Raw genomic sequence first — 23,335 nt, 5'->3', positions numbered from 1 at the left:
GGTTAGAAATACAACTAATCTGTGCAGGATTCTCTACATGAGCCATAAACGGGTTTTGGGGCGCGCATTTGTTGCTGGGTTGTGGGTAGTAGGGGGGCTTCAGGTCGTACAGGCGCAGGGCTTGGCGGGCAGTGACGACGCCGCCCCCGTTGCGTCGTCGCGCGGCGGCGTGGTGAACTCGGCGCCGGCCGCGTCGAGCGCATTGCCGCCTACCTCGGCTGGCGCGCAACAAGCTTCGCCCGCCACCGACGGCACCACGCAAAGCACGGTTGACGAGCTGCAACAGCAGATCCAGGCCCATTCGCTGACCGAAATGCGTACGGCGTACAACGGCAGTTACGGCGCCAGCCTGCTGTTCAGCATCAAGGATTCGACGTACTACGTTGCCTTGTTCCAGCAAAAGGCGTTTTGGCGCGTGCTCAAGACGACGAACGAGGCACGTGCCGAAGCCGTGTTTCGCGATTTTTCAAAGCAGGCCGAATCGCTGTCCGCCACGGAATTGCAGGCCGCTCGCCTCGAAGCGCAGAAGTCGCAAACGGACAAGCAGATCGCCGTGGTGCAGGATCGAGCGAACCGCCTGCAGGCCGATTTGACGATCGCTCGCGAGCAGCAGGTAGCGGTCAACAATCGCCAGAAGGCGACGCGCAGCGAAGCGGCATCCTTGCAGTCGCAACGTGATGCATTGCAAGCTCAACTGCGCCAGTTGCAGACGCAGGTGCGTGCCTTGCAGCGTCAGGCCGACGCCGGATTGCCGGGCAACCAGTAAGGTTTTTGCGGGCTGGATGAGAAACGGGCAAGCCGAGAGGCTTGCCCGTTTTGCGTTTACTCGCCGCTGCCGCTACTGCCGCCGCCCGTGGGGCCAAGCGGGCGCCGACGGCGCGTGACGATGACGGTTGGGCTGCTGCTGCGCTCGGTCGGCGTGGACACGCCTTCATGCGATTCGCGCGGGTAATCGCCGCGGGGGGCGCTGTATTCGCGCGGGGCGTTGTAATCGCGAGGCTCGCGCGGTTCGCGGTGTTCGCGCGGCGGGTAGCCTTCGCGGCCTTCGCCACGCGATTCGCGCTGGCCGCCGTGCGAGCCGTAGGGGCTATGACCACCGCCTTCGCGGGGCGGTCGGCCGCCACCGTGACCGCCACCACCGGTGCGGGGGCCGCTGCGACCGCCGCCGCCAGGGCGCGAACCGCCCATGTCGAGCTGGATCGTCGAGATCGCGCGTTTGTAGATGCCTTGCAAACCGACGGGCGTGCGCAGCATCACCAGGTACTGGTCGAACGACTCGATACAGCCCGTCAGCCGAATGCCGTTGACGAGATAAATTTCTACGCGCTTGCGCTCTTTGCGCGCTGCGTTGATGAAGTCGTTTTGCGGATGGGATTCTGCAGGATTGGCCATTGAGAAGCGGCTTGAGCCGGCGTCAGATGAGGGTTTTGCTTGGATGCACCGCGCTATCTGGCGAAGCGCTTGAGCGGGATTCTACCCTGTTCAATTGAGATACGTGCGGGCGCGTTTGTGTCTAACCGTTACCCACTATAGACCTTGCAGCGGTCGAGGGCGATTTGGCTGGATGGCCGAGGCAGGTTGCCTGGACAGGATAACGACGGGGCTTTGCGATCGCGGAACCGGCTTGCGATGAGGTCGCGGCGGCGGCGAGGCAGGATTGGCGCGACGGGCGCGGCCAACGGTCGCGCCTTGCGACCGGGACGCCGGCGCTCAGTATTGGTAATCCGGGTTCTTCGGGTCGAACGTGCTGTCGTCGAAGCTTTTCGGCGCGATCTTCTCGAATACGATTCGTTCGAAGAGGGTACCGTCGTTGTCGTAGGATTCGACGGTCCGAAAGTAGGGATGGCGCAGATCGAGGCCGAGCGTCTCTTTTTTCGCGTAGAACTGAGGCCGGCCGGTCGGCGTTTCGTAAGTCAGCGCGACCACGCGCACGCCATCGATCGTCTTTGCCTCCACGTGGGTCGGGCGACTTACGCCGGCCGCCTCGTATTTCCTGCCCTCGCTCAGATACAGCCCCGTGATGTATTCGGTGCCGAGATCGCGGATCGTGTGGTTCGACTGCGCGCGTGCCAGCACGCCCGTCAGCGACGTCCACAACGGGATCTTGCCGAGCAGCCCGCCCAGATGGCCGTACATCTCGTCCTTGCGCTTGGTCTCGTCGTAGATCGCTTCCTGGCCCGAATGCGGGCCGTCGGGCAGCCACTTCGCATAGACCCGCAGCGGCTCGCGCGTGATCCTGACGAGCATGTGATCGGGGCGGCTGGCCCACGAAGTGCCGATCCGCTCCTGGCGCGTCATCGTGAATTCGTAAGACGGATACCCGTTCGGGCCGGCCGCGATATACGCCGGCACCGTCATCGGGTCGAGCGCCGTGAACAGGGCGGTGAGCGTCGCATCGTCGAGCTTGTCTAGCGCGCCGTCGCGCGCGGCCGTTTTCAGCCACGCCGCCTGCTGCGCCATCGGCTGTTGGACGACCCGCGCCAGTTCGGGCGGCAGCGCCGCCGCAGTGGCGGCCGTGTTCGACGCGTTTTGCGCACTGGCAGGAACGGCGAGTACCACCATGGCGGCGGCAAGGGCAACCGACAGGGCGCAAGGCAGTGCGACGCCACGGATGCGGCGCAGGGGCAGGCTCGACGGCATGCAGATCTCCTTTCGTGGATGCGGGTGCCGGATCAGTGCGGCGCGGCTGGCTTGAGCTTCGCGAGCTCCTCGTCGCGCAATGCGCGGCGCAGGATCTTGCCGACGTTGGTCTGCGGCAGCGCGTCGCGGAACTCGATCGCCTTCGGCATCTTGTAGCCGGTCAGGTTCTTGCGGCAGTGCGCGAGCACCTCGTCCACGGTCAGCGACGCATCGCGCCGCACCACGAACGCCTTGATCCGTTCGCCGTGCGTGGCGTCGGGTATGCCGATCGCGGCGGCCTCGCTGATGCCCGGGTGCATCACCAGCACTTCCTCGATCTCGTTCGGATAGACGTTGAAGCCGGACACCAGAATCATGTCCTTCTTGCGATCGATGAGCCGCACGAAGCCGCGCTCGTCCATCACGCCGATGTCCCCGGTCGCGAGCCAGCCGTCGTCGTCGAGCACCTTGGCCGTTTCGTCGGGGCGCAGCCAGTAGCCGCGCATCACCTGCGGGCCGCGCACGCACAGCTCGCCGGCTTCGCCGATGCCGGCCCAGGTGCCGTCCTCGAGTCGCATGCGCACCAGCGTCGATGGCGCCGGAATGCCGATCGAGCCGCTGAAATCGTGCATGTCGTGGAGGTCGACCGGGTTCATCGTCACGATCGGCGAGCATTCGGTCAGCCCGTAGCCTTCGACGATCGGGCAGCCCGTCACCTCCTTGAAACGATCGGCCACGGCGCGCTGCATCGCCATGCCGCCAGCCATCGCGAGCTTGAGCTGCGAGAAATCGCGCGCGCGGAATTCTGCGTTGTCGAGAAACGCGTTGTAAAGCGTGTTGATGCCGGTGATGCCGGTGAAGGTTTCCTTGCGCAGGATCTTCATCATCATGGTGGTGTCGCGCGGGTTGGCGATCAGGATGTTGCGGCCGCCGAGGCCCATGAAGATCAACGCGTTTACCGTCAGCGAATAGATGTGATACAGCGGCAGCGGCGTCAGCACCGTTTCGATGTCGCCCGACACCTGGTCGGCGATCCAGGCCTTTGCCTGCAGCAGGTTGGCGATCAGGTTGCCGTGCGTGAGCATCGCGCCCTTCGCGACGCCGGTGGTGCCGCCCGTGTATTGCAGGAAGGCGAGATCGTCGCGCGTGAGCGGCACCGGCTTCGCCGGCGCGGCGGCTCCTTTCGCGAGCGCCGCGCGCAGCCGTACCGCCTGAGGCAGGCGATAGGCCGGCACCAGCTTCTTGACGCGCTTCAGCACGAAATTGACGAGCCGGCCCTTGGCGTTGAAGCCCTCGCCGAGCAGGTCGCCGAGCGCCGTGACCACCACGTTGCGCACGCGGGTTTCGGGCAGCGCCTCTTCGAGCGTGTGCGCGAAATTCTCGAATACGACGATGGTTTCCGCGCCGCTGTCCTTGAGCTGATGCGCGAGTTCGCGCGCCGTGTAGAGCGGATTGACGTTGACGACGATCGCGCCAGCCTTCAGTACCCCGAACAATGTGACGGGATACTGGAACGAGTTCGGCAGCATGATCGCGACGCGGTCGCCGGGCTTCACGCCGAGGTCGCGTTGCAGGTACGCGGCGAAGGCATTGGCCTTGCGCGCGAGCGCGGCGTAGGTCAGGCGTGAACCGGCGCTGATGTAGGCGACCCGATCGGCGAAGCGGGTGGTGCACTCGTCGAAGTAGTCGTCGAGCGAGGCGTATTGCGTGAGGTCGATCTCGTGCGGCACACCGCGCGGATACGACGGAAACCAGATGCCGTCGGTGTTCGGCGCCGGCGCGCCGAGTTGGGCCGCAAGGGCGTTCATCGCATGTCTCCAGAGTCGTTGTAATCGGTATCGGCCGGGAAGCCGCCGGCCCACGCGGGTTCGCGCGTGTTGCTGATGAAGCGGGGCAATGCGCCGCGCGGCGCGTCAGCGCGGGTGTCGCGCGTGAAGCTGGGTGCCGGCCGAAGCGCCGAACGGCCCGACGGACAACTCGCCGCCGCCCGGCCCGAGGCTCATGCCGCGTTGTGCGTCGTCGAGCACCGCTGCGAAAATCGACATCTGCGACGCATCGGGCATCGGCGCCTTCAGTGCGGCGACGATCAGCGACGACAGCCGCGCGATCATCTGCACGTCGTTCATCGTGCGGCCCTGTGAGAAGTCGTCGAGCAGGCTGTCGGTTTCGGCGCCGGCGAGCGCGCCGGACAGTGCGCCGATCGCGTAGTGCAGCCGCCAGCCGAGTTCGTTGCGCGGCAGTTGCGGCAGCGCGCGCTGGAACGCATCGAAGAAGCGGCCCGCGACGCTGGCGTAATGCGCGGCCAGAAAGCTGCGCACGAACGTGGAGGGATCGGTGTAGGCACGGCCGATCAGCCGCAGGAACGCGCGGCCGCCGCGCTGCGGGTCGCGCGACGCCTGCAAGGCCGGGATGAACATCGCGCCGAGCACGTGCTCACAGGTGATCGAGTTGCCGAGCTGGGCCTCGAAGCGATCGAGGATGCGCAGCCGTTCGTCGTTGAGCTGATCGAGGCGACGCGACAGCATCGCGTGGATCAGGGCTTCCTTGCTGCCGAAGTGATAGTTGACCGCAGCGAGATTGACCGCGGCGCGCGACGTGATCTGACGCATCGACATCGCTTCGAAACCATGTTCGACGAACAGATCTTCTGCCGCGTCGAGTATGCGCGCCTTCGTGCCGCCGGGTTGCCGGCTGGCCTGACGAACCGCCATGTACGCCTCCGTTGATCGCTGTTTCGCATTACGAACGAACGATTCAAATCTCCAATTGAAACGAGCGTTTTTTCGTAACGATAAAAAGTGCGGAGGGAGGCGGCAAGCGTTGTGTGTGGGCAGATTCCTCTAGAGGCGATGTGCGAATGCAGCATCGCCGGGCGGGAAGCGCGATGCGTCGCGCTTCCCGCCATGATGCACTGCGGGCGAGGCTTAGTGGCTCGCCGCGACTTGCGCGGCGCTTTGCGTCATGTCGATGCCGCGCCGTTCGCGGCTGAACAGGATCAGCACGGCGATCACCACCGCGACGGTGCCGCCGACCAGGGCGAGCGCGTGGCCGTAGTTGTTGCCGTTGTCGATCGCGATCTGCGCCTGCATCGCGGCGTTGCCCGATGCGAGCAGGTTGCCGAGCTGATAGATGAAGCCGGGGAACGTCGCGCGAATTTCGTCGGGCGAGATCTCGTTCAAATGCACGGGGATCACGCCCCACGCACCCTGTACCGAAATCTGCATCAGGAACGCGCCGGCCGCGAGGGCGATCGGGCCGCTCGAGAAGGCCCACAGCGGCAGCACCGGCAGCGCGATCAGCGAGGCGATGAAGATCGCGCGGCGGCGGCCGATCTTTTCGGAGATCGAACCGAAGGCAAGGCCGCCGACGATCGCGCCGATGTTGAGCACGATCGTGATCCACGACACCGTGTGCGGATCGAAGTGATGCTGTTCGCGCAGGAACGTCGGGTAGAGATCCTGCGTGCCGTGCGAAAAGAAGTTGAACGCCGTCATCAGCACCACGGCGTAGACCGACAGCTTCCAGTTCTGCTTGAGCGTGGCGACGAGGCTCGGGCGCGGACGTTTCTCCATCTGCTTCCAGGCCGGCGATTCCGGCACCTGCGCGCGGACGTAGACCACCAGCAGCGCGGGCAGCACGCCGATCATGAACATGCCGCGCCAGCCGATGTACTGGTAGAACAGGCCGAACACGATCGAGGCCAGCAGATAGCCGCTCGGGTAACCGGCCTGCAGCAGCCCGGACACGATGCCGCGTGATTTCGCCGGCACGGTTTCCATCGTCAGCGCAGAGCCGACGCCCCATTCGCCGCCCATCGCCACGCCAAACAGCGCGCGCAGCACGATCAGGGCCATCAGGCTCGGCGCGAAGCCGGAGGCCAGTTCGAGAATCGAATAACAGGCGATATTGATCATCAGCGTCGGACGACGGCCGAAACGATCGGCAATCCGGCCGAAAATCAACGCGCCGAGCGGGCGCATGGCGAGCGTAAGCGTGATGGCGAAAGCGACAGCCGGGATTTTTGTATTGAATTCCGCCGCGATATCTTTCAGTACGAATACCATCAAGAAGAAATCGAACGCATCAAGCGTCCAGCCGAGATAGGCGGCGATCGTTACGTTTCTTTGTTCCCGGGTCCAGCTCATGAGGCAGGCCTCCTTGGTCGTCTGCGCCACGGCTGTCGCGGTCGCCCGGCTGGCGCGGGGCGCGGACGGCAATTCAGTGTACGCCGGGGAATTGCGATCGCGTTCCGTTTTGTTCCGGGCTCCGGATTAATCCCTAGATGAATTAACGTTCGAAATCCGAATATTGCGGAATCAGAATGCTGAATGAAAGGAATGTATTGAAATCGAATGCCTCGGATTTCGATATTTACAATATTGATTCGTGAATCGGCGTCGACCGATTCATGATTGCTCACAATGTCGTGCGCACAGGCGTCGCGCGCGACGGTATCGTGGCGGTGATTCGTTATTGGAGACCGATCATGGCGCTGGGCACCGATGTCCATCTGATTCCCGCCAAACTCGATGCGCTGAAGCCGACCCAGATGACCGTCGGGTTTCGCGAGGTCGAGGCGAAGCGCAAACACTGGCAGTCGCTCGGCAAGAAGGCGCGGCGCGATTCGATTGAACTGCACTGGTTTCCGGCCGTGCTCGGGCCGGGCAATGCGCTGTATATCGTCGATCACCATCATCTGGGCCGGGCGTTGCTGGAAGAGGGCGTGCGCGACGTGAAGGCGATGTTGTTGAAGGATCTGTCCTGGCTCGAAGACACGATCTTCTGGCGGATGATGGAGCACAACCAGTGGGTGCATCCGTTCGGCCCGGACGGGGCGCGTCACGGCTACGACCGCCTGCCGGGCGCGCTGACCGGCCTCAGCGACGATCCGTATCGCAGCCTCGCCGGCGAATTGCGCACGTCGGGCGGCTACGCGAAGGACACCACGCCGTTCAGCGAATTCTTGTGGGCCGACTATCTGCGCACGAAAATCCCGGCGCAGCGGATCCGCAAGCATTTCGCGAAGGCGCTCGACGAGGCGCTCGCGCATGCGCATGCCCCCGACGCGCGCTATCTGCCGGGTTGGTCCGGCGTGTACACGCCGAGGCCGTGAGATGAGCGAGGAGCGTCAAGCGCCGCCGGCCCGGCCCGAGGCCGCCGCTAACCTCGCGGCGAGCACGCCGTCGCCTGCGCAGCCGGTGCCGGAAGCGGCGCCGGGCGGCGCGGCCCACTTCGCTTCGCTGGGCGCGCCGGCCATGCCGCGCGGCGAGCGAAGCTGGCGCGACGCGCTGGCCGGGCTGTCGATCGCCGGCTTGCTGATTCCGGAGGCGGTGGCGTATGCGGGGCTCGCGAATCTGCCGCCGCAGGCCGGGTTGATCGCGTTGCTGGTGGGGCTGGTGGTGTATGCGGCGCTCGGCAGCAGCCGGTTCGCGATCGTGTCGTCCACATCGTCGTCGGCTGCGGTGCTGGCGGCTACCGTGTTGTCCGAAACCGGCGCATCGCCGGCCGCGCAACTGGCGCTGGCCGCCGCGATGGTCGCAACCACCGGCGTGCTGTTCCTGATCGCGGGCGCGGCCCGGCTCGGCGGCATGTCGGATTTCATCGCGCGGCCCGTGCTGCGCGGTTTCACGTTCGGGCTGGCGCTGACGATCGTCATCAAGCAACTGCCGAAGATCCTGGTCGTGCCGGTGCATCACAGCGATACGCCGCATGTCTTCGTCGATCTGCTGCGCGGTTTGCCGCATGCGAATCCCGCCAGCGTGACGCTCGGCGCCGTTGCGCTGGCCTTGCTGTTTGCACTTGGCAGCCGCTCGCGCGCGCCGGCCACGCTGATCGTGATCGTGCTCGGTATTGCGGCCGGCTACGGCATCGATTGGTCGGCCTATGGCATTGCCGTGGTCGGGCGGATCGACTTGGCGCATGTGACGTTCGGCCTGCCCGCGCTTGATCGGGCCGCCTGGAGCCAGACGGTCGAGTTGGGCGTTGCGCTGATGTTGATCCTTTACGCCGAATCGTATGGCTCGATCCGCAGCTTCGCGCTCAAGCATGGCGACGCCGTGTCGCCGAATCGCGATCTGATGGCGCTCGGCTGCGCGAACCTGATCTCGGGGCTGCTGCACGGGATGCCGGTCGGCGCCGGCTATTCGGCCAGTTCGGCCAACGAGGCGGCCGGCGCGCAAAGCCGGCTGGCGGGGGCGTGCGCGGCCGTCGTGATCGGGCTGATCGTCTGGCTGCTGCTGCCGCAACTGGCGCGCACGCCCGAGCCGGTGTTGGCCGCGATCGTGATCTTCGCGGTCAGTCATTCGCTGCATCCGGCCGTGTTCCGGCCGTATTGGCGCTGGCACCGCGACCGGCTGCTGGTGATCGCCGCGATTCTCGCGGTGCTCGTGCTCGGCGTGTTGAACGGGCTGCTCGCGTCGATTGCCGCGAGCCTGCTGCTGACGGTGCGCCGCTTGTCCGAGCCGAAGCTCAGTGAACTGGGGCGTTTGCGCGACAGCCGCGATTTTGTCGATGTGGCGATTCATCGCGATGCCACGCGAGTGGCGGGGATGCTGATCGTGCGGCCGGAAGGGCCGTTGTTTTTCGCGAATGCCGAGCGCGTGCTGGGGCGCGTCCGTCAGCTTGCCGCGGCCGGAAGTGCGAAGGTGGTGGTATTGAGCCTGGAGGAATCGCCGAATCTGGACGGCACGGCCGTCGAGTCGCTGAAGACGTTCGCGGCCGAATGCGAGGCGCGTGGCTGGCGGCTCATGCTGGTGAGATTGAAACCGGACGTGCTGACGGTGTTGCGGCGAGCGTGTGATGACGACTTGCGGGAAGAGGCGCTGTCGGAGTTGAGCGTGGATGATGCGGTGGCCCGGCTCGGATGAGCGGGGCGCGGCCCGGACTGGCCCGGAAATGAAAAAAGCCGGCACGAGGCCGGCTTTTCAAAACTTGTGGTGCCCAGGAGAGGACTCGAACCTCCACGATGTTGCCACCGCTAGGACCTGAACCTAGTGCGTCTACCAATTCCGCCACCTGGGCACAAGTTGCTGCTGCATCAAGCAAGACCGTAATTATAAAGGGCGCGGCCACCCTGTCAACTCTTTTTTCGGGACAGAACTCATTTCTGTCATCGACGCATGGGTCATGCTCGCACCGCGATCGGTGGGAGAGGCCATGCGCTCCCTCCCGACCGGGAATGAAAAAAGCCGGCGCGAGGCCGGCTTTTCAAAACTTGTGGTGCCCAGGAGAGGACTCGAACCTCCACGATGTTGCCACCGCTAGGACCTGAACCTAGTGCGTCTACCAATTCCGCCACCTGGGCACAAGCTGCTTCTGCATCAAGCAAGAACGCGATTATAGCGTGCCAGAGCAGCATGTCAACAATTTTTGCGATTCCAGTGGTGGCGCAGGGCTCGGGACGGCGCCGTGCCGATTCCCGCTGCGGCGGCCCGCGCTACGGTACGATGGCGTGCAACATCGGGCATCCGGGCGTGACGGCGCACCTGTGTCTCACGGCCGGCCATGCCATCAATTGCACCCCGAATGGAGAGCCGAATCATGAGCAACGGTCACGACCAGGACCGAAGAATTCTCGACCTGTTCGGCATCGAACTGCCGATCGTCCAGGCGCCGATGGCGGGTGCGTCCACGCCCGAGATGGTGATCGCCGTCAGCGAGGCAGGCGGACTCGGTTCGCTGCCGTGCGCGATGCTGTCGGTCGAGCAGATGACGGCGGCGCTGGCGCAGATTCGCAGCGCCACGCGCAAGCCGATCAACGTCAATTTCTTCGTACACGTCGATCCCGCGCCGGACCCGGCCGGGCAGGCCGCCTGGCGCGCGGCGCTCGCACGTTACTACGTCGAACTCGGGATCGATCCGGCCGATCCGGTGCCGTCGTCGAACCGCGCGCCGTTCAATGCGGCGTATTGCGAGGTGGTCGAGGCTTATCGCCCCGAAGTCGTCAGCTTCCATTTCGGGTTGCCCGCGCCCGCGCTGCTCGAACGTGTGAAGCGCACCGGCGCACGCGTGATCGCGTCGGCCACCACCGTCAAGGAAGCGCGCTGGCTGGCCGAGCGCGGCGTGGATGCGGTGATCGCGATGGGCTACGAGGCGGGCGGGCATCGCGGCAATTTCCTGTCGAGCGAGATGAGCACGCAAGTGGGTACGCTGGCCTTGGTGCCGCAAGTCGTCGATGCGGTGCCGGTGCCCGTGATCGCGGCCGGCGGTATCGCCGACCCGCGCGGCGTGCGGGCCGCGTTCGCATTGGGCGCCTCGGCCGCGCAGGTCGGCACGGCTTATCTGCTGACGCCCGAAGCGAAGGTCAGCGCGTTTCATCGCGAGGCGCTGCGCACGGCCGGCGAGGACGAAACGGCGCTGACCAACCTGTTCACGGGGCGTCCGGCACGCGGCATCGTCAATCGCCTGATGCGCGAGATCGGGCCGTTGTCGGAGCTCGCGCCGGCGTTCCCGACTGCGGGCGGTGCGCTGATGCCGCTGCGTGCCGTGACGGAAAAAACCGGCTGCGCCGATTTCAGCAATATGTGGTCGGGGCAGGCGGCGCGGCTGGCGCGCGAAATGTCGTCGGCCGCGTTGACGCGTTATCTTGTGGGCTTGGCGAGCGCATGACGTCGCGGCAGGAACGGCCTCGTTACGTCGGGCCGGCCGGGTTGACGGTCGGCATGCGCGTCACGTAAGTTTCGATGACAGTTCATCGAAGCGATGGTGTGCCTCGTGGCGTGCCCCGTCGCCCTCTCCGGGAGCTTTCATGGAACAGGCTGTTGAGCGCCGTCCGTTCAGGTTCGTGAGGCGGGTTGCCGCCGTCGCCGCGACGGTCGCTGCCGTGGTGGTCGCGCTGCAGCTCGCATCCGATTTCTCGGATCGTCACCCACTGGCGGCCGGTTCGTGCCAGCCGGGCTCGGTCGATTCGCAGCGTCAGGTGCTGGTCAATTATTTCAAGGCCGGCGCGGACAAGGACAAGACGTTCGAACTGCTGCCTGGCGCGATCTGGGACGAACACAGCCAGATCTGGACGATCCTGCTGCGGCATACGGACAACGACGGCACGCGCGCAACCTATGTCGCACGCATCACGTGCGACGGGCATGCGGATTTGTCGGTGCTGAACGGGGAGAGCTGACGCGCGACGGGTGTGCCGGCGCGCAGAAATGAAAAAAGCCGGCACGAGGCCGGCTTTTCAAAAACTTGTGGTGCCCAGGAGAGGACTCGAACCTCCACGATGTTGCCACCGCTAGGACCTGAACCTAGTGCGTCTACCAATTCCGCCACCTGGGCACAAGTTGCTTCTGCATCAAGCAAGACCGCAATCATAGCAGGTCGATAAATCATGTCAACAGCTTTTTGCATCGTGGCGCGTGACGGCCCGCTCATGGCCGATGCGCGGCGCTTCGCGGTTATTGGTGCCGTGTCGAGTGATAGAATGACTCGCAACCTGGCGTCCGATCGTTCGAACCGGACAGGTAAGTCCACGCAACGAGAACAACCATCGACAAGCCCTTGAGCAAGTATCCGTATCCCATTCCGAGCCGTGAAGAAATCCTCGGCGTGCTGCGCACGAGCGATGCGCCGCTGGTCGCGAACGACATCGCCGAGGCGCTGTCGATCAAGCGCCAGGAGCGTGAGGGCTTCTTCAGGCGCGTTGCCGCCATGGAACGCGACGGCCAGATCCGGCTCGACAAGAGCGGCCATTACCAACTCACCCATCCGTCGAATTTCGTGGCCGGCCGCGTGCAGGGCCATCGCGATGGCTATGGCTTCCTGATTCGCGACGACGGCCAGGACGACCTGTTCCTGCCGAGCGGCGAGATGCAGAAGGTCATGCACAGCGATCGCGTGCTGGCGCGCATCGTCGGCTACGACCGCCGCGGCCGCCCGGAAGGGCACGTGGTGGAAGTCACCGATCGCGCCAACAAGCGCGTGATCGGCCGCCTGCTCAACGAGAACGGCGCGTTGATCGTCGCGCCCGAAGACAAGCGCATCGGCCACGACATCCTGATCACGCAGAACACCAAGAAGGCCAAGGTCGGCCAGGTGGTGGTGGTCGAGTTGACCGATTTCCCGAGCCGTCACTCGCAGCCGGTCGGCCGCGTGACCGAAGTGCTCGGCGATATCGACGATCCGGGCATGGAAATCGAAATCGCGGTGCGCAAGTACGGCGTGCCGCACGAATTCAGTCCGGCGGCCGTGGCGGCAGCGGCCGCGCTGCCCGACAAGGTGCGCCCGATCGACCTGCGCTATCGCGTGGATCTGCGCGACGTGCCGCTCGTCACGATCGACGGCGAAGACGCGCGCGACTTCGACGATGCCGTGTATTGCGAGCCGATGAAGGTCGGCCGTGGCGACGGCTACCGCCTGATCGTCGCGATCGCCGACGTTTCGCACTACGTGAAGCCGGGCGATGCGCTCGACGTCGATGCGCTCCAGCGCAGCACGTCGGTGTACTTCCCGCGCCGCGTGATCCCGATGCTGCCCGAGAAGCTGTCGAACGGCCTGTGCTCGCTGAACCCGGCGGTCGACCGCTGCACGCTGGTGTGCGACATGGTCGTCACGTCGCGCGGCGAGGTGAAGGGCTATCAGTTCTATCCGGCCGTGATTCATTCGGCGGCGCGCCTGACCTACACCGAGGTCGCGGCCGTGCTCGGCAACACCAAGGGGCCGGAGGCGGCACGCCGCGCCGACATCCTGCCGCATCTGCAGGATCTGTACGGCGTGTTCAAGGCGCTGTTCGCGGCGCGCCAGAAGCGTGGCGCGATCGATTTCGACACCACCGAGACCTACATCGTCTGCAATGCGCAGGGCAAGATCGAGCAGATCCTGCCGCGTCAGCGCAACGATGCGCACAAGCTGATCGAGGAATGCATGCTGGCCGCGAACGTGTGCGCGGCCGATTTCATGAAGCGTCACAAGCAGCCGGGCCTGTACCGCATTCACGCGGGCCCGACCGCCGAGAAGCTCGAGAACCTGCGTTCGTTCCTGCGCGGCATGGGCCTGACGCTCGGCGGCGGTGACACCCCTCACGCCAGCGATTACGCGGCGCTGATGGCGAAGATCCGCGAGCGGCCCGATGCGCAGATGCTGCAGCCGATGCTGCTGCGCTCGATGCAGCAGGCCGTCTACAGCCCGGACAACATCGGTCACTTCGGCCTGGCCTACGATGCCTACGCGCACTTCACGAGCCCGATCCGCCGCTATCCCGATCTGCTTACGCACCGCGCGATCTACGCGATCCTGTCGGGGCAGAAGTACACGCCGAAGGCACCCGACGGCGTCGAGCTGAACACGGCCATCTCGCCGCGCGCCCGCGCGATGCAGAAGGACGACGATGCGATCCGTAACCGCGTGCGCACCAACACCGCGATCTGGGACGAACTCGGCCTGCACTGCTCGGCCAACGAGCGGCGCGCCGACGAAGCCTCGCGCGACGTCGAAGCCTGGCTCAAGTGCTATTTCATGCGGGACAAGCTCGGCGAGGAATACGGCGGCATGGTCAACGGCGTGACGCCGTTCGGCATCTTCGTGCAGCTCGACACGCTGTTCATCGAAGGGCTGGTGCATGTGACCGAGCTCGGCTCCGACTACTTCCAGTACGACGAGATCAAGAACGAGCTGCGCGGCGAGCGTACCGGCATTCGCTATCGCCTGTCGGATCGTGTGCGTGTGCAGGTCAGCCGCGTCGATCTCGATGCGCGCAAGATCGACTTCCGCCTGGTGCGCGACACGCCGGTGAAAACCGTGCGTGGCGCGGGTCCTGGCCCGGCCGGTGAGCGTAACGGTGCGCGCGTGCGTGCGATGCCCGGTATCACGAGCGACGACGATGCACCGCCGCCGCCGCGCCGCCAGAAGTCGGTGGCTACCGCACCGGCACCGGCTGCGAAGGAAGCGCATGGCGCACATCCCGCCGCCAAGAAGAAGGGCGGTGCACCGGCCAAATCGGCCGCCAAGAAGGCGCGCCCGCGCAAGAAATATTGATGCCGCGGCCGGCGTCGCAAGGCGCCGGCCCGTGCATTCGATGCATTGAAGACGCCGCGTTGTCAGGCCGCCAGGCCCGTCACGCGGCGCTTGCGTTTTACCATTCCCGCGACGCACACCATGCGCCTCGCGTTTAGATGAAGGTTGGTCCAGTCATGTCACGTTTGAAGGTTCTCTACGGTTTTCACGCCGTCACCGCGCGCCTGCGCCACGACGCGTCGACGGTTGCCGAGGTGTTGTACGACCAGACCCGGCGCGATCGCCGGATGATCGATTTCCTGGCCACCGCGAAGGAGGCCGGCGTGCGGCTGATCGCGGCCGACGAAACGCGCTTGTGGGGCCTGGCGCACACCGAGCGCCATCAGGGCGTGGTCGCGCGCGTGGAGGATCTGCCGCTCGCGCAGAATCTCGCCGAGCTGCTCGACGGCATCCAGGGCCCGGCGCTGCTGCTGGTGCTCGACGGCGTGACCGATCCGCACAATCTCGGCGCGTGCCTGCGCGTGGCCGATGCGGCCGGCGCGCATGCCATCATCGCGCCGCGCGACCGCGCGGTGGGCTTGAACGCCACGGCGGCCAAGGTCGCCAGCGGCGCGGCCGACACGGTGCCGTACATCACGGTGACGAACCTCGCGCGCGCGTTGCGCGAGCTGAAGGACGCCGGCGTGTGGGTGATCGGCACCTCCGACGACGCCACGGCCAGCCTCTACGAAACCAAGCTGGAAGGCCCGGTCGCGCTCGTGATGGGCGCCGAGGGCGAGGGCATGCGCCGGCTCACGCGCGATACCTGCGACGACGTGATGAATATTCCGATGGCCGGTAGCGTCGAGAGCCTGAACGTGTCGGTGGCGAGCGGCGTGGTGCTGTACGAAGCCGTGCGCCAGCGTCGTGTGGCGGTGGCGAAGTAAGCCGCGTGGTGGCGCGCATCGCGAATCTTTGGGCCGGGCTCGCACCATGGGTGCGGCCGGCGCGTGCGCTCGCGCTGGGTGGCATGGCCGCATTGCTGGCCGCCTGCGCGTCGCCCACGCTCGTCGATCGCGGCACCTACGTGGCCGACACGAGTCATCCGGCGCAGGGCGCCGATTCGCGCGTGCGCTTCCTCGTGATGCACTACACCGAATCGGACGACCGGCGCGCACTGTTCACGCTGACCCATAACGAGGTCAGCGCGCATTACCTGATCCCGAGCCAGCCGGCGCGCCGCAATGGCGAGCCGGTGGTGCTCCAACTCGTACCGGAAAGCCAGCGGGCCTGGCATGCCGGTGTCAGCGACTGGCAGGGCACCACCGAGCTCAATGCCGCGTCGATCGGCATCGAGATCGTCAATGCCGGGCCGCTCGACGCGCCCACCGATCGCACCTGGCAACCGTATGCACCCGATCAGGTCGAGGCGGTCGTGAAGCTCGCGAAGGACATCGTCACGCGCTACGGCATTCCGCCGACGCGCGTGGTGGGTCACAGCGATATCGCGCCGCAGCGCAAGATCGATCCGGGGCCGGCGTTCCCGTGGCTGGCCTTGTACCGTGCCGGCATCGGCGCGTGGCCTGACGATGCGACCGTCGCCGCGCATCTGGCGGGCCGTGCGCCCGGCGATCCCGCCGATGTGCGCGGGCTGCAGTCGAAGCTGGCGCGCTATGGCTACGACGTGGCCACCGACGGCGTGCTCGACGCCCGCACGCGGCGCGTATTCGCGGCGTTCCAGATGCATTTCCGGCCAGCCGATTATTCGGGCAACCCGGATGCGCAAACCGACGCGATCGCGCAGGCGCTGCTCGACAAGTATTTCCCTGGCGCGGCACCCTCGGCCACGCCCGTATCGCAACCCGACGCGCCCTGATTCCGGCGGCCCTGCACCCCGCCGGTGCGCCGCCCGTCGATTGTCGCGCCGATGCCTCGCAGGCGCCCGAAAATCGCCGCCGCGTCGGGCGAGTCCGGTAGACTCGCGGGTTTCGCAATCAGCGCTTCATCCCCACCATGACTCAAGACGAACTCAAACGCCTCGTCGGCCAGGCCGCCGCCGATTACGTGCTCGCCAACGTGCCGGAAGGCTCCGTGATCGGCGTCGGCACCGGCTCCACCGCGAACTGCTTCATCGACGCGCTGGCGGCGATCAAGGGCCGTTATCGCGGTGCCGTATCCAGCTCGATCGCCACCACTCAACGGCTCGAATCGCACGGCATCCGCGTGTTCGACCTGAACGAGGTCGAAGGCCTGCAGGTGTACGTCGACGGCGCGGACGAGATCGATGCGAGCGGCGCGATGATCAAGGGCGGTGGCGGCGCGCTGACGCGCGAGAAGATCGTCGCATCGGTGTCGGGCACCTTCGTGTGCATCGCCGACGCCAGCAAGCGCGTGGCCACGCTCGGCGCGTTCCCGCTGCCGGTCGAAGTGGTGCCGATGGCGCGCACCGCCATCGGCCGCCAACTGACGGCGCTCGGCGGCGTGCCGGTGCTGCGCGTCACGAAGGACGGCTCGCCGTTCCTGACCGACAACGGCAACGAGATACTCGACGTCAAGGGGCTGTCGATTACCGACCCGCGCGGGCTCGAAGCCACCATCAACGGCTGGCCCGGCGTGGTGACGGTTGGCCTGTTCGCGCAACGCGGCGCCGACCTCTGCCTGCTGGGCGGCAAGAGCGGCGTTGAATCGATCGATTACCGCACGCATTAAATAGGGGTTTAAAACATTAAGGCCAATCGCAATTCAAAAAACCAACGAATTGCATCGGCCTTAATCATCGCAAACGTTTTGCGGTCCTGATAAATCGTCCGACGCGCTTTTCCAGGCCTGTCGGGCTTTTTTTTGAGATACGATGCGTTTAGGAAATCGTAAGAGGGATTACCCTCTCAGGTGTTTTCCAGATAGCGTTGCGTCCGCGAACTCAGCAACGTATCGAACATAAGAACAATCGTTTCGCGAGTCGTTTTCAATCGAGAGAGCTGTAAAAGGGGCCAGGCCGGACTGCGGGGGCAGCACGCCAACACAGATATGTAGTAACGGGGAGGTCTCCTATGGAACAAGCAAAAGACAAAGACAGGTCGCTCGTCAGCAAGGTCATGGACGGGTTGGTGACGGGAATCGTGGAAGACAAATACGGCGGCATCCTGCCGCCGCAGGACGTGCTTTCCAAGGATTTCGACGTCAGCCGGACCGTCATGCGCGAAGCGCTCTCGATGCTGCTCGCACGCGACATGCTCGATGTCCGGCCCAAGGTCGGCACGCGGGTGCGGCCGATGCGCGACTGGCGGATGATCGACGAGGACGTCGTGAACTGGCGCTTCCGCGCCAAGCCCGATCCGCAATTCATGCGCGACGTGCTCGAATTCCGCATGCTGATCGAGCCGCGCGCGGCCGGGCAGGCGGCCGAGCGTGCGAATGGCGCGGATATCGCTGGTATCCGCGAAGCCTTCGATGTGTTCCGTTCGCTCGAACCGGGCGAGGCGGGTTACGACGAGGCGGACGAGCGGCTCCACGCGCGGATCGTCCACGCCAGCGGCAATCAATTCTTCCAGCAGATGAGCGCGATCATCAGCGGTGCGCTGCGGCTCGTGCGCGAGCAGACGGCCGGCCGCGAAGGCGCGCCCGAGCGGCTGGTCGAACTGCACCAGCGCGTCGTCGAGGCGATCGAGCAGCGCAACGGGCGGGCTGCCGAAGCCGCCGCGCGCGAGTTGATCGACCTGACCGACGAGGCCTCGAACGCGGTGCCGATGCGGGCGACGGGCTGAGGCCATCGAGGCGCTCCCGGGGCGGGGCCTCGACGGATGACGCTGCGATGGGCTGGCGGCGGACCGTTATCATGACGGCTCCCCGCCGGTTCGTCCGGCGTTGATTTCCTGTCGAGCTCGATCCCGATGAACGTCCCTTCCTCTTCCCCGATCCGTTTCGGCATCGTCGGTGCCGGCGCGATCGCGCGCCGCTTCGCGCAATCGCTGCCGCACGTCGCCGACGCTGCGCTGGCCCACGTCTGGGCGCGCCGTGCCGATGCCGCCGCCGAGTTCTGCGCGGCGCATGGCGGCACGCCGATCGACAGTTTCGAGGCGCTGTGCGCGTCGGACGTCGATGCCATCTACATCGCCACGCTCAACGACAGCCACGCGCGCTACGCCTGCGCCGCGCTCGCCGCCGGCAAGGCCGTGCTGTGCGAGAAGCCGGCCACCGTCAACGCGCGCGAACTGGACACGGTGCTGGCCGCCGCCAAGGCGGCCGGCCGGCTGTTCATGGAGGCGATGAAGCCGCCGTTCTATCCGCTCTACCGGCGGCTGCGCGAACAGCTCGCACAAGATCCGGTCGGCCCGATCCGGCTCGTGCGAGCCGGCGGCGCGTTCTCGACGGTGCCTGCCGATCACACCAGCTTCAGCTTCGAGACGGCCGGCGGCGCGTTGCTCGATATCGGCATCTACGAGATGTTCCTGGCGGTGGACTGGCTCGGCGCGCCGCTCGACGTGCAGACGCTCGGCCGGGTTGGCGCGACCGGCGTGGATACCTTCGCGAGCCTGAACAGCCGCCACGAGCACGGCATCGCGCAATTGTTCTGCGGGCTCGACGTGATGGGCCGCGGCGATGCATTGCTCGGCGCCGAAGGCGGCACCGTGACGATTCACGAGAACTGGTGGAACCCGCAGAAGGCGACGATCCGCTACACCGACGGCCGCGTCGTCGAACTCGACGAGCCGTTTTCGGGCGGTGGCCTCAACTACGAGACGGAACACTTCTGCGCGTTGCTGCGCGATGGGCTGACCGAAAGCCCGGTGCTCACGCATGCGCATTCGCGCGGCATGATCGCGATGAGCGACGCGGCGCGCCTGGCGCTCGGCGTGCGGTTCGCGGCGGACGAGGGCTGAAAGCGCAACGGGCGCGCAAGTCGCGCGCCCGTTGCGGGATTCAGCGGCGGCTCAAAACCGCCCCGGCAGCGCAAGCCGGCGCTCCCACCAGCGCTGCACCCATTCGAGGAGCTGGCACAGCACCCAGTAGAACGCCGCCGCGGCGAGGTAGAGCGGCAGCGGCTGATACGTCGAGGCGATGATCTCCTGCGCGCTGCGCAGCAGTTCGGTCACGGTGATGACCGACACCAGCGAGGTGTCCTTGATCAGGCTGATCAGGCTGTTCGACAGGCTCGGCACGGCGATCCGCAGCGCCTGTGGGCCGATCACGTAGCGCAGCGTCTGGCCCCACGACAGGCCGAGGCTGTACGAGGCCAGCCACTGGCCGTTCTCGATGCCGTTGATCGCGCCGCGCATGCTTTCCGACATGTAGGCGGCCACGTTGGCCGACAGCGCGATCACGCCGGCCGGCGTCGGGTCGAGCGAGATGCCGAGGCTCGGCAGGCCGTAATAGATGACGAAGATCTGCACGAGCAGCGGCGTGCCGCGCATCAGGCTCACGTAGACGCGTGCGATCGCGTTCAGCACGCGGCTGTGGGCGATGCCCATCAGCGCGAGCACGACAGCGGCGGCGAGGCCGAACACCATCGACAGGACGGCGAACTTGACGGTCAGGATCGCGCCCTGTGCAAGCACGGGCAGCGAATCGACGAGCAGGGAAGTGATCGACATGGTGTGAGGCAAATCAGGCAGGCGCGCCCGGAAACTTGACAAGGCGCCATCATAAACCGACGGAAACAAAGCGAAGGGCGGCACCGTTGCCGATGCCGCCCTTCGTCATGCCGTATTCCGACTTACTTGATCGGCTTCGACACGTCGATGCCGAACCACTTGTCCGAGATCTTCGCGAACGTGCCGTCGGCTTCGAGCTGCGTCATCGCATCGTCGATCGCCTTGGCGAACTTCGGATTGCCCTTCTTGAACGGGATGCCCGACGGTTCGGCCGAGCCGACCGTGGCGCCGGTGCGCAGCGGCAGCGGCGAAGCCTTCAGCAGGTAGGCGAGCATCAGGCGGTCGTTCAGCGCCGCGTCGAGACGGCCAGCGGCCAGGTCGCGCAGATACTCGGGCGCGCCCGGGTAGGTCTTGACGTCGATGCCCGGCACCGATTTCGCCATGTCCATATAGTTGGTGCCGAGGCCGACGCCGAGCTTCTTGCCCTTCAGGTCGTCGAGCGACTTGAACTCGCGCGTGTCGTCCTTGCGCTGGATCAGTTGCGCGGCCGAGTACGTATAGGCCGGCGAGAAGTCGAGCGCTTCCTTGCGCTTGTCGGTGATGCCGACCTGGTTGACGATCACGTCGAACTTGCCTGCCTGCAGGCCGGCGATGATGCCGCTCCACTCGGTCGTGACGAATTCCGGCTTCAGGCCCAGCTTGGCGGCCACGGCTTTGGCGATGTCGACGTCATAGCCGACCAGCTCGCCCGACGGCGCCTTCGAGTTGAACGGAGGGAACGTGCCTTCCAGGCCGATGCGCAGCGTACCGCGCTGCTTGGCCTGGTCGAGGATGTCGGCCGCATGGGCGGAGGCGGCAACCAGCGTGGCACCGATCAGGCCGGCGCTCAGGAGCTTCTTCAGCGACACAATCTTCATTCTGTTCCCTGTATTGCCCGCAATGGGCGTTGACGATGGCGGCAATCATAGTGAAAACACAATTGCCCGCCAACTATCGTTTGTTTATTTCTATATAACCGTGCCGTGCGCTCAACCGCGTGCGATGGCGTTCACGCAATCGGCGACGAGCGGCGGGCCGCGATAGATGAAACCCGTGTAGAGCTGCACCAGCGACGCGCCGGCGGCGAGTTTCGCACGCGCGTCCTCGCCCGAAAAGATGCCGCCAACCCCAATGATCGGCACCGCGCTGCCCAGTTCGGCGTGCAGCTTGCGGACGACTTCGGTGGACGCGTCGAACACCGGACGGCCCGACAGGCCGCCGGTTTCGTCGGCGTGCGGCATGCCTTGCACGGCAGCGCGCGACAGCGTGGTGTTGGTCGCGATCACGGCTTCGATGCGGTGACGCAACAGCAACGCGGCGATTTCCTTGACCTGTTCGTCGTCGAGATCGGGGGCGATCTTCAGTGCGAGCGGCACGAGCTTGCCGTGCAGATCGGCCAGGCGCGCCTGCTTGTCCTTCAGCGCGGCGAGCAGCGCGTCGAGTTCGTCGGTGCCCTGGAGCTGGCGCAGATTCTTGGTGTTCGGCGACGAGATGTTGATGGTGACGTAGCTGGCGAACGGGTAGACGCGCTCGAGACAGTAGAGGTAATCGTCGGCGGCGCGCTCGATCGGCGTGTCGGCGTTCTTGCCGATGTTCAGGCCCAGCACGCCGCGATAGCGCGCGGCCTGCACGTTCTTCACGAACTGATCGACGCCGTGGTTGTTGAAGCCCATCCGGTTGATCACGGCGTTCGCTTCCGGCAGGCGGAAGATGCGCGGGCGCGGGTTGCCCTGCTGCGCGCGCGGCGTGACCGTGCCCACCTCGATGAAGCCGAAGCCGAGCGCGGCCAGGCCGTCGATGCAGGCACCGTCCTTGTCCAGCCCGGCCGCCAGCCCGACCGGGTTGCGGAACGTCAGGCCCATCACGGTACGCGGCACGTCCGGCACGTTCGGCGCGAGCAGGCTCGCGAGGCCGGTGCGGCCGGCGGCGCCGAGCATGCGCAGCGTCAGGTGGTGGGCATCTTCGGCATCCATCTTGAAGAGGGACGCGCGGGCGAGCGGATAAAGGGAGCTGAACACGGCGTGAAGGGCGGGGCCGGAAATTGATAACCCGGCATTTTAACCGAACCGGCAGCCTGGCCGGTCAGGAATGCAGGGCGGTGGCAGGGCGCACCGGCAGCTTGTTCGCCGTTGCGCGCCACGGTAGCCGCGGCTTCAGCGCACGCCGCCGTGGCCGCCCGGCAGCGGTGCGCGGGCCAGCGCCGCGTCGACCGGCGGCAGATCCACGGTGGCCGGGTCGAGCGGTTTCCAGCGGCCGTCGATCAGGCCTTCGAGCGGCCGGAAGTTCGCCTTGTAGGCCATCTTCTGGCTCTCGCGAATCCAGTAGCCGAGATAGACATAGGGCAACCTCAGGCTGCGGGCCTGCTCGATCTGCCAGAGGACGTTGTAGGTGCCGTAGCTCTTGTGCGCGTCTTCGGGCTCGAAGAACGTGTAGACCGAGGAAAGGCCGTCGCCGAGGATGTCGATCATGCTGATCATGCGCAGCGTGCCGGGCTCGGGCGTGGCGTTCGGGTCGTCGGGGCTGGCCTGCGGCGCGTCGCGAAATTCGACGAGCCGCGAATTGATCCGGCTTTGCAGCAGGAACTGCTCGTATTGATCGCGGCTGTCGCGATCCATGCCGCCGCCCGCATGCCGTGCCGACTGGTAACGCATGTAGAGCGCGTAATGCTCCTCGTCGTAGTGCAGCGGCGAAACCGATGCCACCAGCCCGTGATGGCGGTTCCACATCTTGCGCTGGGTGCGGTTCGGCGCGAACGCGTCGACCGGCACGCGCACCGGTACGCAGGCGCGGCAGCCGTCGCAATAGGGCCTATACGTAAACACGCCCGAGCGCCGGAAGCCGGCCTTGACGAGTTCGGTATAGATGTCGGAATTGATCAGATGGCTTGGCGTCGCGACTTGCGAGCGCGCCACGCGGCCATCGAGGTAACTGCATGGATACGGCGCCGTTGCATAGAACTGCAGGGCCGAAAGCGGTGAAAGCGGCAACTCGGTGGGATGAGTCATGGGCAGCTCTCGAAGCGGGAGGATCGCGTCAGCGGGCCGGGCGGAAGCCGCCGGGCCGCGTGGCACGCCGAGCCGGGCCCGAACGGATCCCGCATGCCGGGCCGGTGCGGCGGCACACGACGCGCGTGCTGCGCGCGACGGCCGACGCCGGACACG

General features: G+C 65.9%; 20 protein-coding genes and 3 tRNA genes. 11 read left to right on the top strand and 12 right to left on the bottom strand.

The features are described from left to right. The first annotated feature begins 37 nt into the window (after positions 1-37). Complete coding sequence (locus ACYP33_RS19120; protein ID WP_414451961.1) at positions 38-766, top strand: DUF2968 domain-containing protein; 729 nt, start codon at positions 38-40, stop codon at positions 764-766. A gap of 56 nt (positions 767-822) precedes the next feature. Here the strand turns inward: ACYP33_RS19120 and hfq are convergent, their stop codons facing one another. From hfq to ACYP33_RS19095, 5 genes are all read right to left on the bottom strand, one after another. After that, positions 823-1,392: an RNA chaperone Hfq gene (hfq, locus tag ACYP33_RS19115; protein ID WP_414449546.1), complete on the bottom strand. Its 570-nt coding sequence runs from the start codon at positions 1,390-1,392 to the stop codon at positions 823-825. A gap of 318 nt (positions 1,393-1,710) precedes the next feature. Further along, complete coding sequence (locus ACYP33_RS19110; RefSeq protein ID WP_414449545.1) at positions 1,711-2,640, bottom strand: DUF1571 domain-containing protein; 930 nt, start codon at positions 2,638-2,640, stop codon at positions 1,711-1,713. A 32-nt stretch (positions 2,641-2,672) separates the two neighbouring features. Next, on the bottom strand, positions 2,673-4,427 hold the full coding sequence (locus ACYP33_RS19105) for an AMP-binding protein (RefSeq protein ID WP_459623336.1): 1,755 nt from the start codon (positions 4,425-4,427) through the stop codon (positions 2,673-2,675). 105 nt (positions 4,428-4,532) lie between these two features. Then, complete coding sequence (locus ACYP33_RS19100) at positions 4,533-5,330, bottom strand: TetR/AcrR family transcriptional regulator (RefSeq protein WP_414449543.1); 798 nt, start codon at positions 5,328-5,330, stop codon at positions 4,533-4,535. A gap of 213 nt (positions 5,331-5,543) precedes the next feature. Then, the gene (locus tag ACYP33_RS19095) at positions 5,544-6,764 is read right to left on the bottom strand and encodes an MFS transporter (RefSeq protein ID WP_414444985.1); all 1,221 of its coding nucleotides are present in this window, start codon (positions 6,762-6,764) and stop codon (positions 5,544-5,546) included. Positions 6,765-7,105: 341 nt separating this feature from the next. Between ACYP33_RS19095 and ACYP33_RS19090 the strand changes: the two genes are divergently transcribed. Together ACYP33_RS19090 and ACYP33_RS19085 are read left to right on the top strand one after the other, a co-directional pair. Next, on the top strand, positions 7,106-7,732 hold the full coding sequence (locus ACYP33_RS19090; RefSeq protein WP_459623334.1) for a ParB-like protein: 627 nt from the start codon (positions 7,106-7,108) through the stop codon (positions 7,730-7,732). A gap of 1 nt (position 7,733) precedes the next feature. Then, positions 7,734-9,485, top strand: coding sequence for a SulP family inorganic anion transporter (locus tag ACYP33_RS19085; protein WP_459623332.1), 1,752 nt, complete (start codon positions 7,734-7,736; stop codon positions 9,483-9,485). 67 nt (positions 9,486-9,552) lie between these two features. Here ACYP33_RS19085 and ACYP33_RS19080 read toward each other — a convergent pair. Together ACYP33_RS19080 and ACYP33_RS19075 are read right to left on the bottom strand one after the other, a co-directional pair. Continuing rightward, positions 9,553-9,639, bottom strand: a tRNA-Leu gene (locus ACYP33_RS19080). A gap of 196 nt (positions 9,640-9,835) precedes the next feature. After that, positions 9,836-9,922, bottom strand: a tRNA-Leu gene (locus tag ACYP33_RS19075). Positions 9,923-10,158: 236 nt separating this feature from the next. Between ACYP33_RS19075 and ACYP33_RS19070 the strand changes: the two genes are divergently transcribed. Further along, positions 10,159-11,226: an NAD(P)H-dependent flavin oxidoreductase gene (locus ACYP33_RS19070; RefSeq protein ID WP_414449541.1), complete on the top strand. Its 1,068-nt coding sequence runs from the start codon at positions 10,159-10,161 to the stop codon at positions 11,224-11,226. A 139-nt stretch (positions 11,227-11,365) separates the two neighbouring features. Next, the gene (locus ACYP33_RS19065; protein WP_414444989.1) at positions 11,366-11,737 is read left to right on the top strand and encodes a hypothetical protein; all 372 of its coding nucleotides are present in this window, start codon (positions 11,366-11,368) and stop codon (positions 11,735-11,737) included. A gap of 68 nt (positions 11,738-11,805) precedes the next feature. Here the strand turns inward: ACYP33_RS19065 and ACYP33_RS19060 are convergent. After that, positions 11,806-11,892, bottom strand: a tRNA-Leu gene (locus ACYP33_RS19060). A 222-nt stretch (positions 11,893-12,114) separates the two neighbouring features. On the opposite strand from ACYP33_RS19060, the gene rnr reads away from it, so the two are divergent. From rnr to ACYP33_RS19030, 6 genes are all read left to right on the top strand, one after another. Next, positions 12,115-14,586, top strand: a complete 2,472-nt coding sequence (gene rnr, locus ACYP33_RS19055) for a ribonuclease R (RefSeq protein WP_459623329.1) — start codon at positions 12,115-12,117, stop codon at positions 14,584-14,586. Between the two features lie 155 nt (positions 14,587-14,741). After that, positions 14,742-15,491, top strand: a complete 750-nt coding sequence (rlmB, locus tag ACYP33_RS19050) for a 23S rRNA (guanosine(2251)-2'-O)-methyltransferase RlmB (RefSeq protein WP_414445008.1) — start codon at positions 14,742-14,744, stop codon at positions 15,489-15,491. A gap of 83 nt (positions 15,492-15,574) precedes the next feature. Then, positions 15,575-16,420 carry an N-acetylmuramoyl-L-alanine amidase gene (locus ACYP33_RS19045; RefSeq protein ID WP_459623327.1) on the top strand — a complete coding sequence of 282 codons (846 nt, stop codon included), beginning with the start codon at positions 15,575-15,577 and terminating at the stop codon, positions 16,418-16,420. A 137-nt stretch (positions 16,421-16,557) separates the two neighbouring features. Continuing rightward, positions 16,558-17,253, top strand: a complete 696-nt coding sequence (gene rpiA / locus ACYP33_RS19040) for a ribose-5-phosphate isomerase RpiA (RefSeq protein ID WP_459623325.1) — start codon at positions 16,558-16,560, stop codon at positions 17,251-17,253. Positions 17,254-17,594: 341 nt separating this feature from the next. Next, positions 17,595-18,308, top strand: coding sequence for a FadR/GntR family transcriptional regulator (locus tag ACYP33_RS19035; RefSeq protein WP_414445010.1), 714 nt, complete (start codon positions 17,595-17,597; stop codon positions 18,306-18,308). 126 nt (positions 18,309-18,434) lie between these two features. Then, positions 18,435-19,424, top strand: a complete 990-nt coding sequence (locus ACYP33_RS19030) for a Gfo/Idh/MocA family protein (RefSeq protein ID WP_459623323.1) — start codon at positions 18,435-18,437, stop codon at positions 19,422-19,424. A 51-nt stretch (positions 19,425-19,475) separates the two neighbouring features. On the opposite strand, the gene ACYP33_RS19025 is transcribed toward ACYP33_RS19030, so the two are convergent. From ACYP33_RS19025 to ACYP33_RS19010, 4 genes are all read right to left on the bottom strand, one after another. After that, a complete protein-coding gene (locus ACYP33_RS19025; protein ID WP_414445012.1) occupies positions 19,476-20,135 on the bottom strand; it encodes an amino acid ABC transporter permease in 660 nt (219 codons plus the stop codon). 122 nt (positions 20,136-20,257) lie between these two features. After that, a complete protein-coding gene (locus ACYP33_RS19020) occupies positions 20,258-21,052 on the bottom strand; it encodes a cystine ABC transporter substrate-binding protein (RefSeq protein WP_414445013.1) in 795 nt (264 codons plus the stop codon). A gap of 111 nt (positions 21,053-21,163) precedes the next feature. Beyond that, positions 21,164-22,192, bottom strand: coding sequence for a quinone-dependent dihydroorotate dehydrogenase (locus ACYP33_RS19015; RefSeq protein WP_414449537.1), 1,029 nt, complete (start codon positions 22,190-22,192; stop codon positions 21,164-21,166). A gap of 135 nt (positions 22,193-22,327) precedes the next feature. Then, positions 22,328-23,179, bottom strand: coding sequence for an arginyltransferase (locus ACYP33_RS19010; protein ID WP_414449536.1), 852 nt, complete (start codon positions 23,177-23,179; stop codon positions 22,328-22,330). Between the last annotated feature and the right edge of the window lie 156 nt (positions 23,180-23,335).

Source organism: Burkholderia sp. 3C (assembly GCF_054589155.1).
The sequence above is the reverse complement of the archived record's forward strand: the minus strand, read 5'-3'. Positions and strand labels throughout refer to the sequence as shown.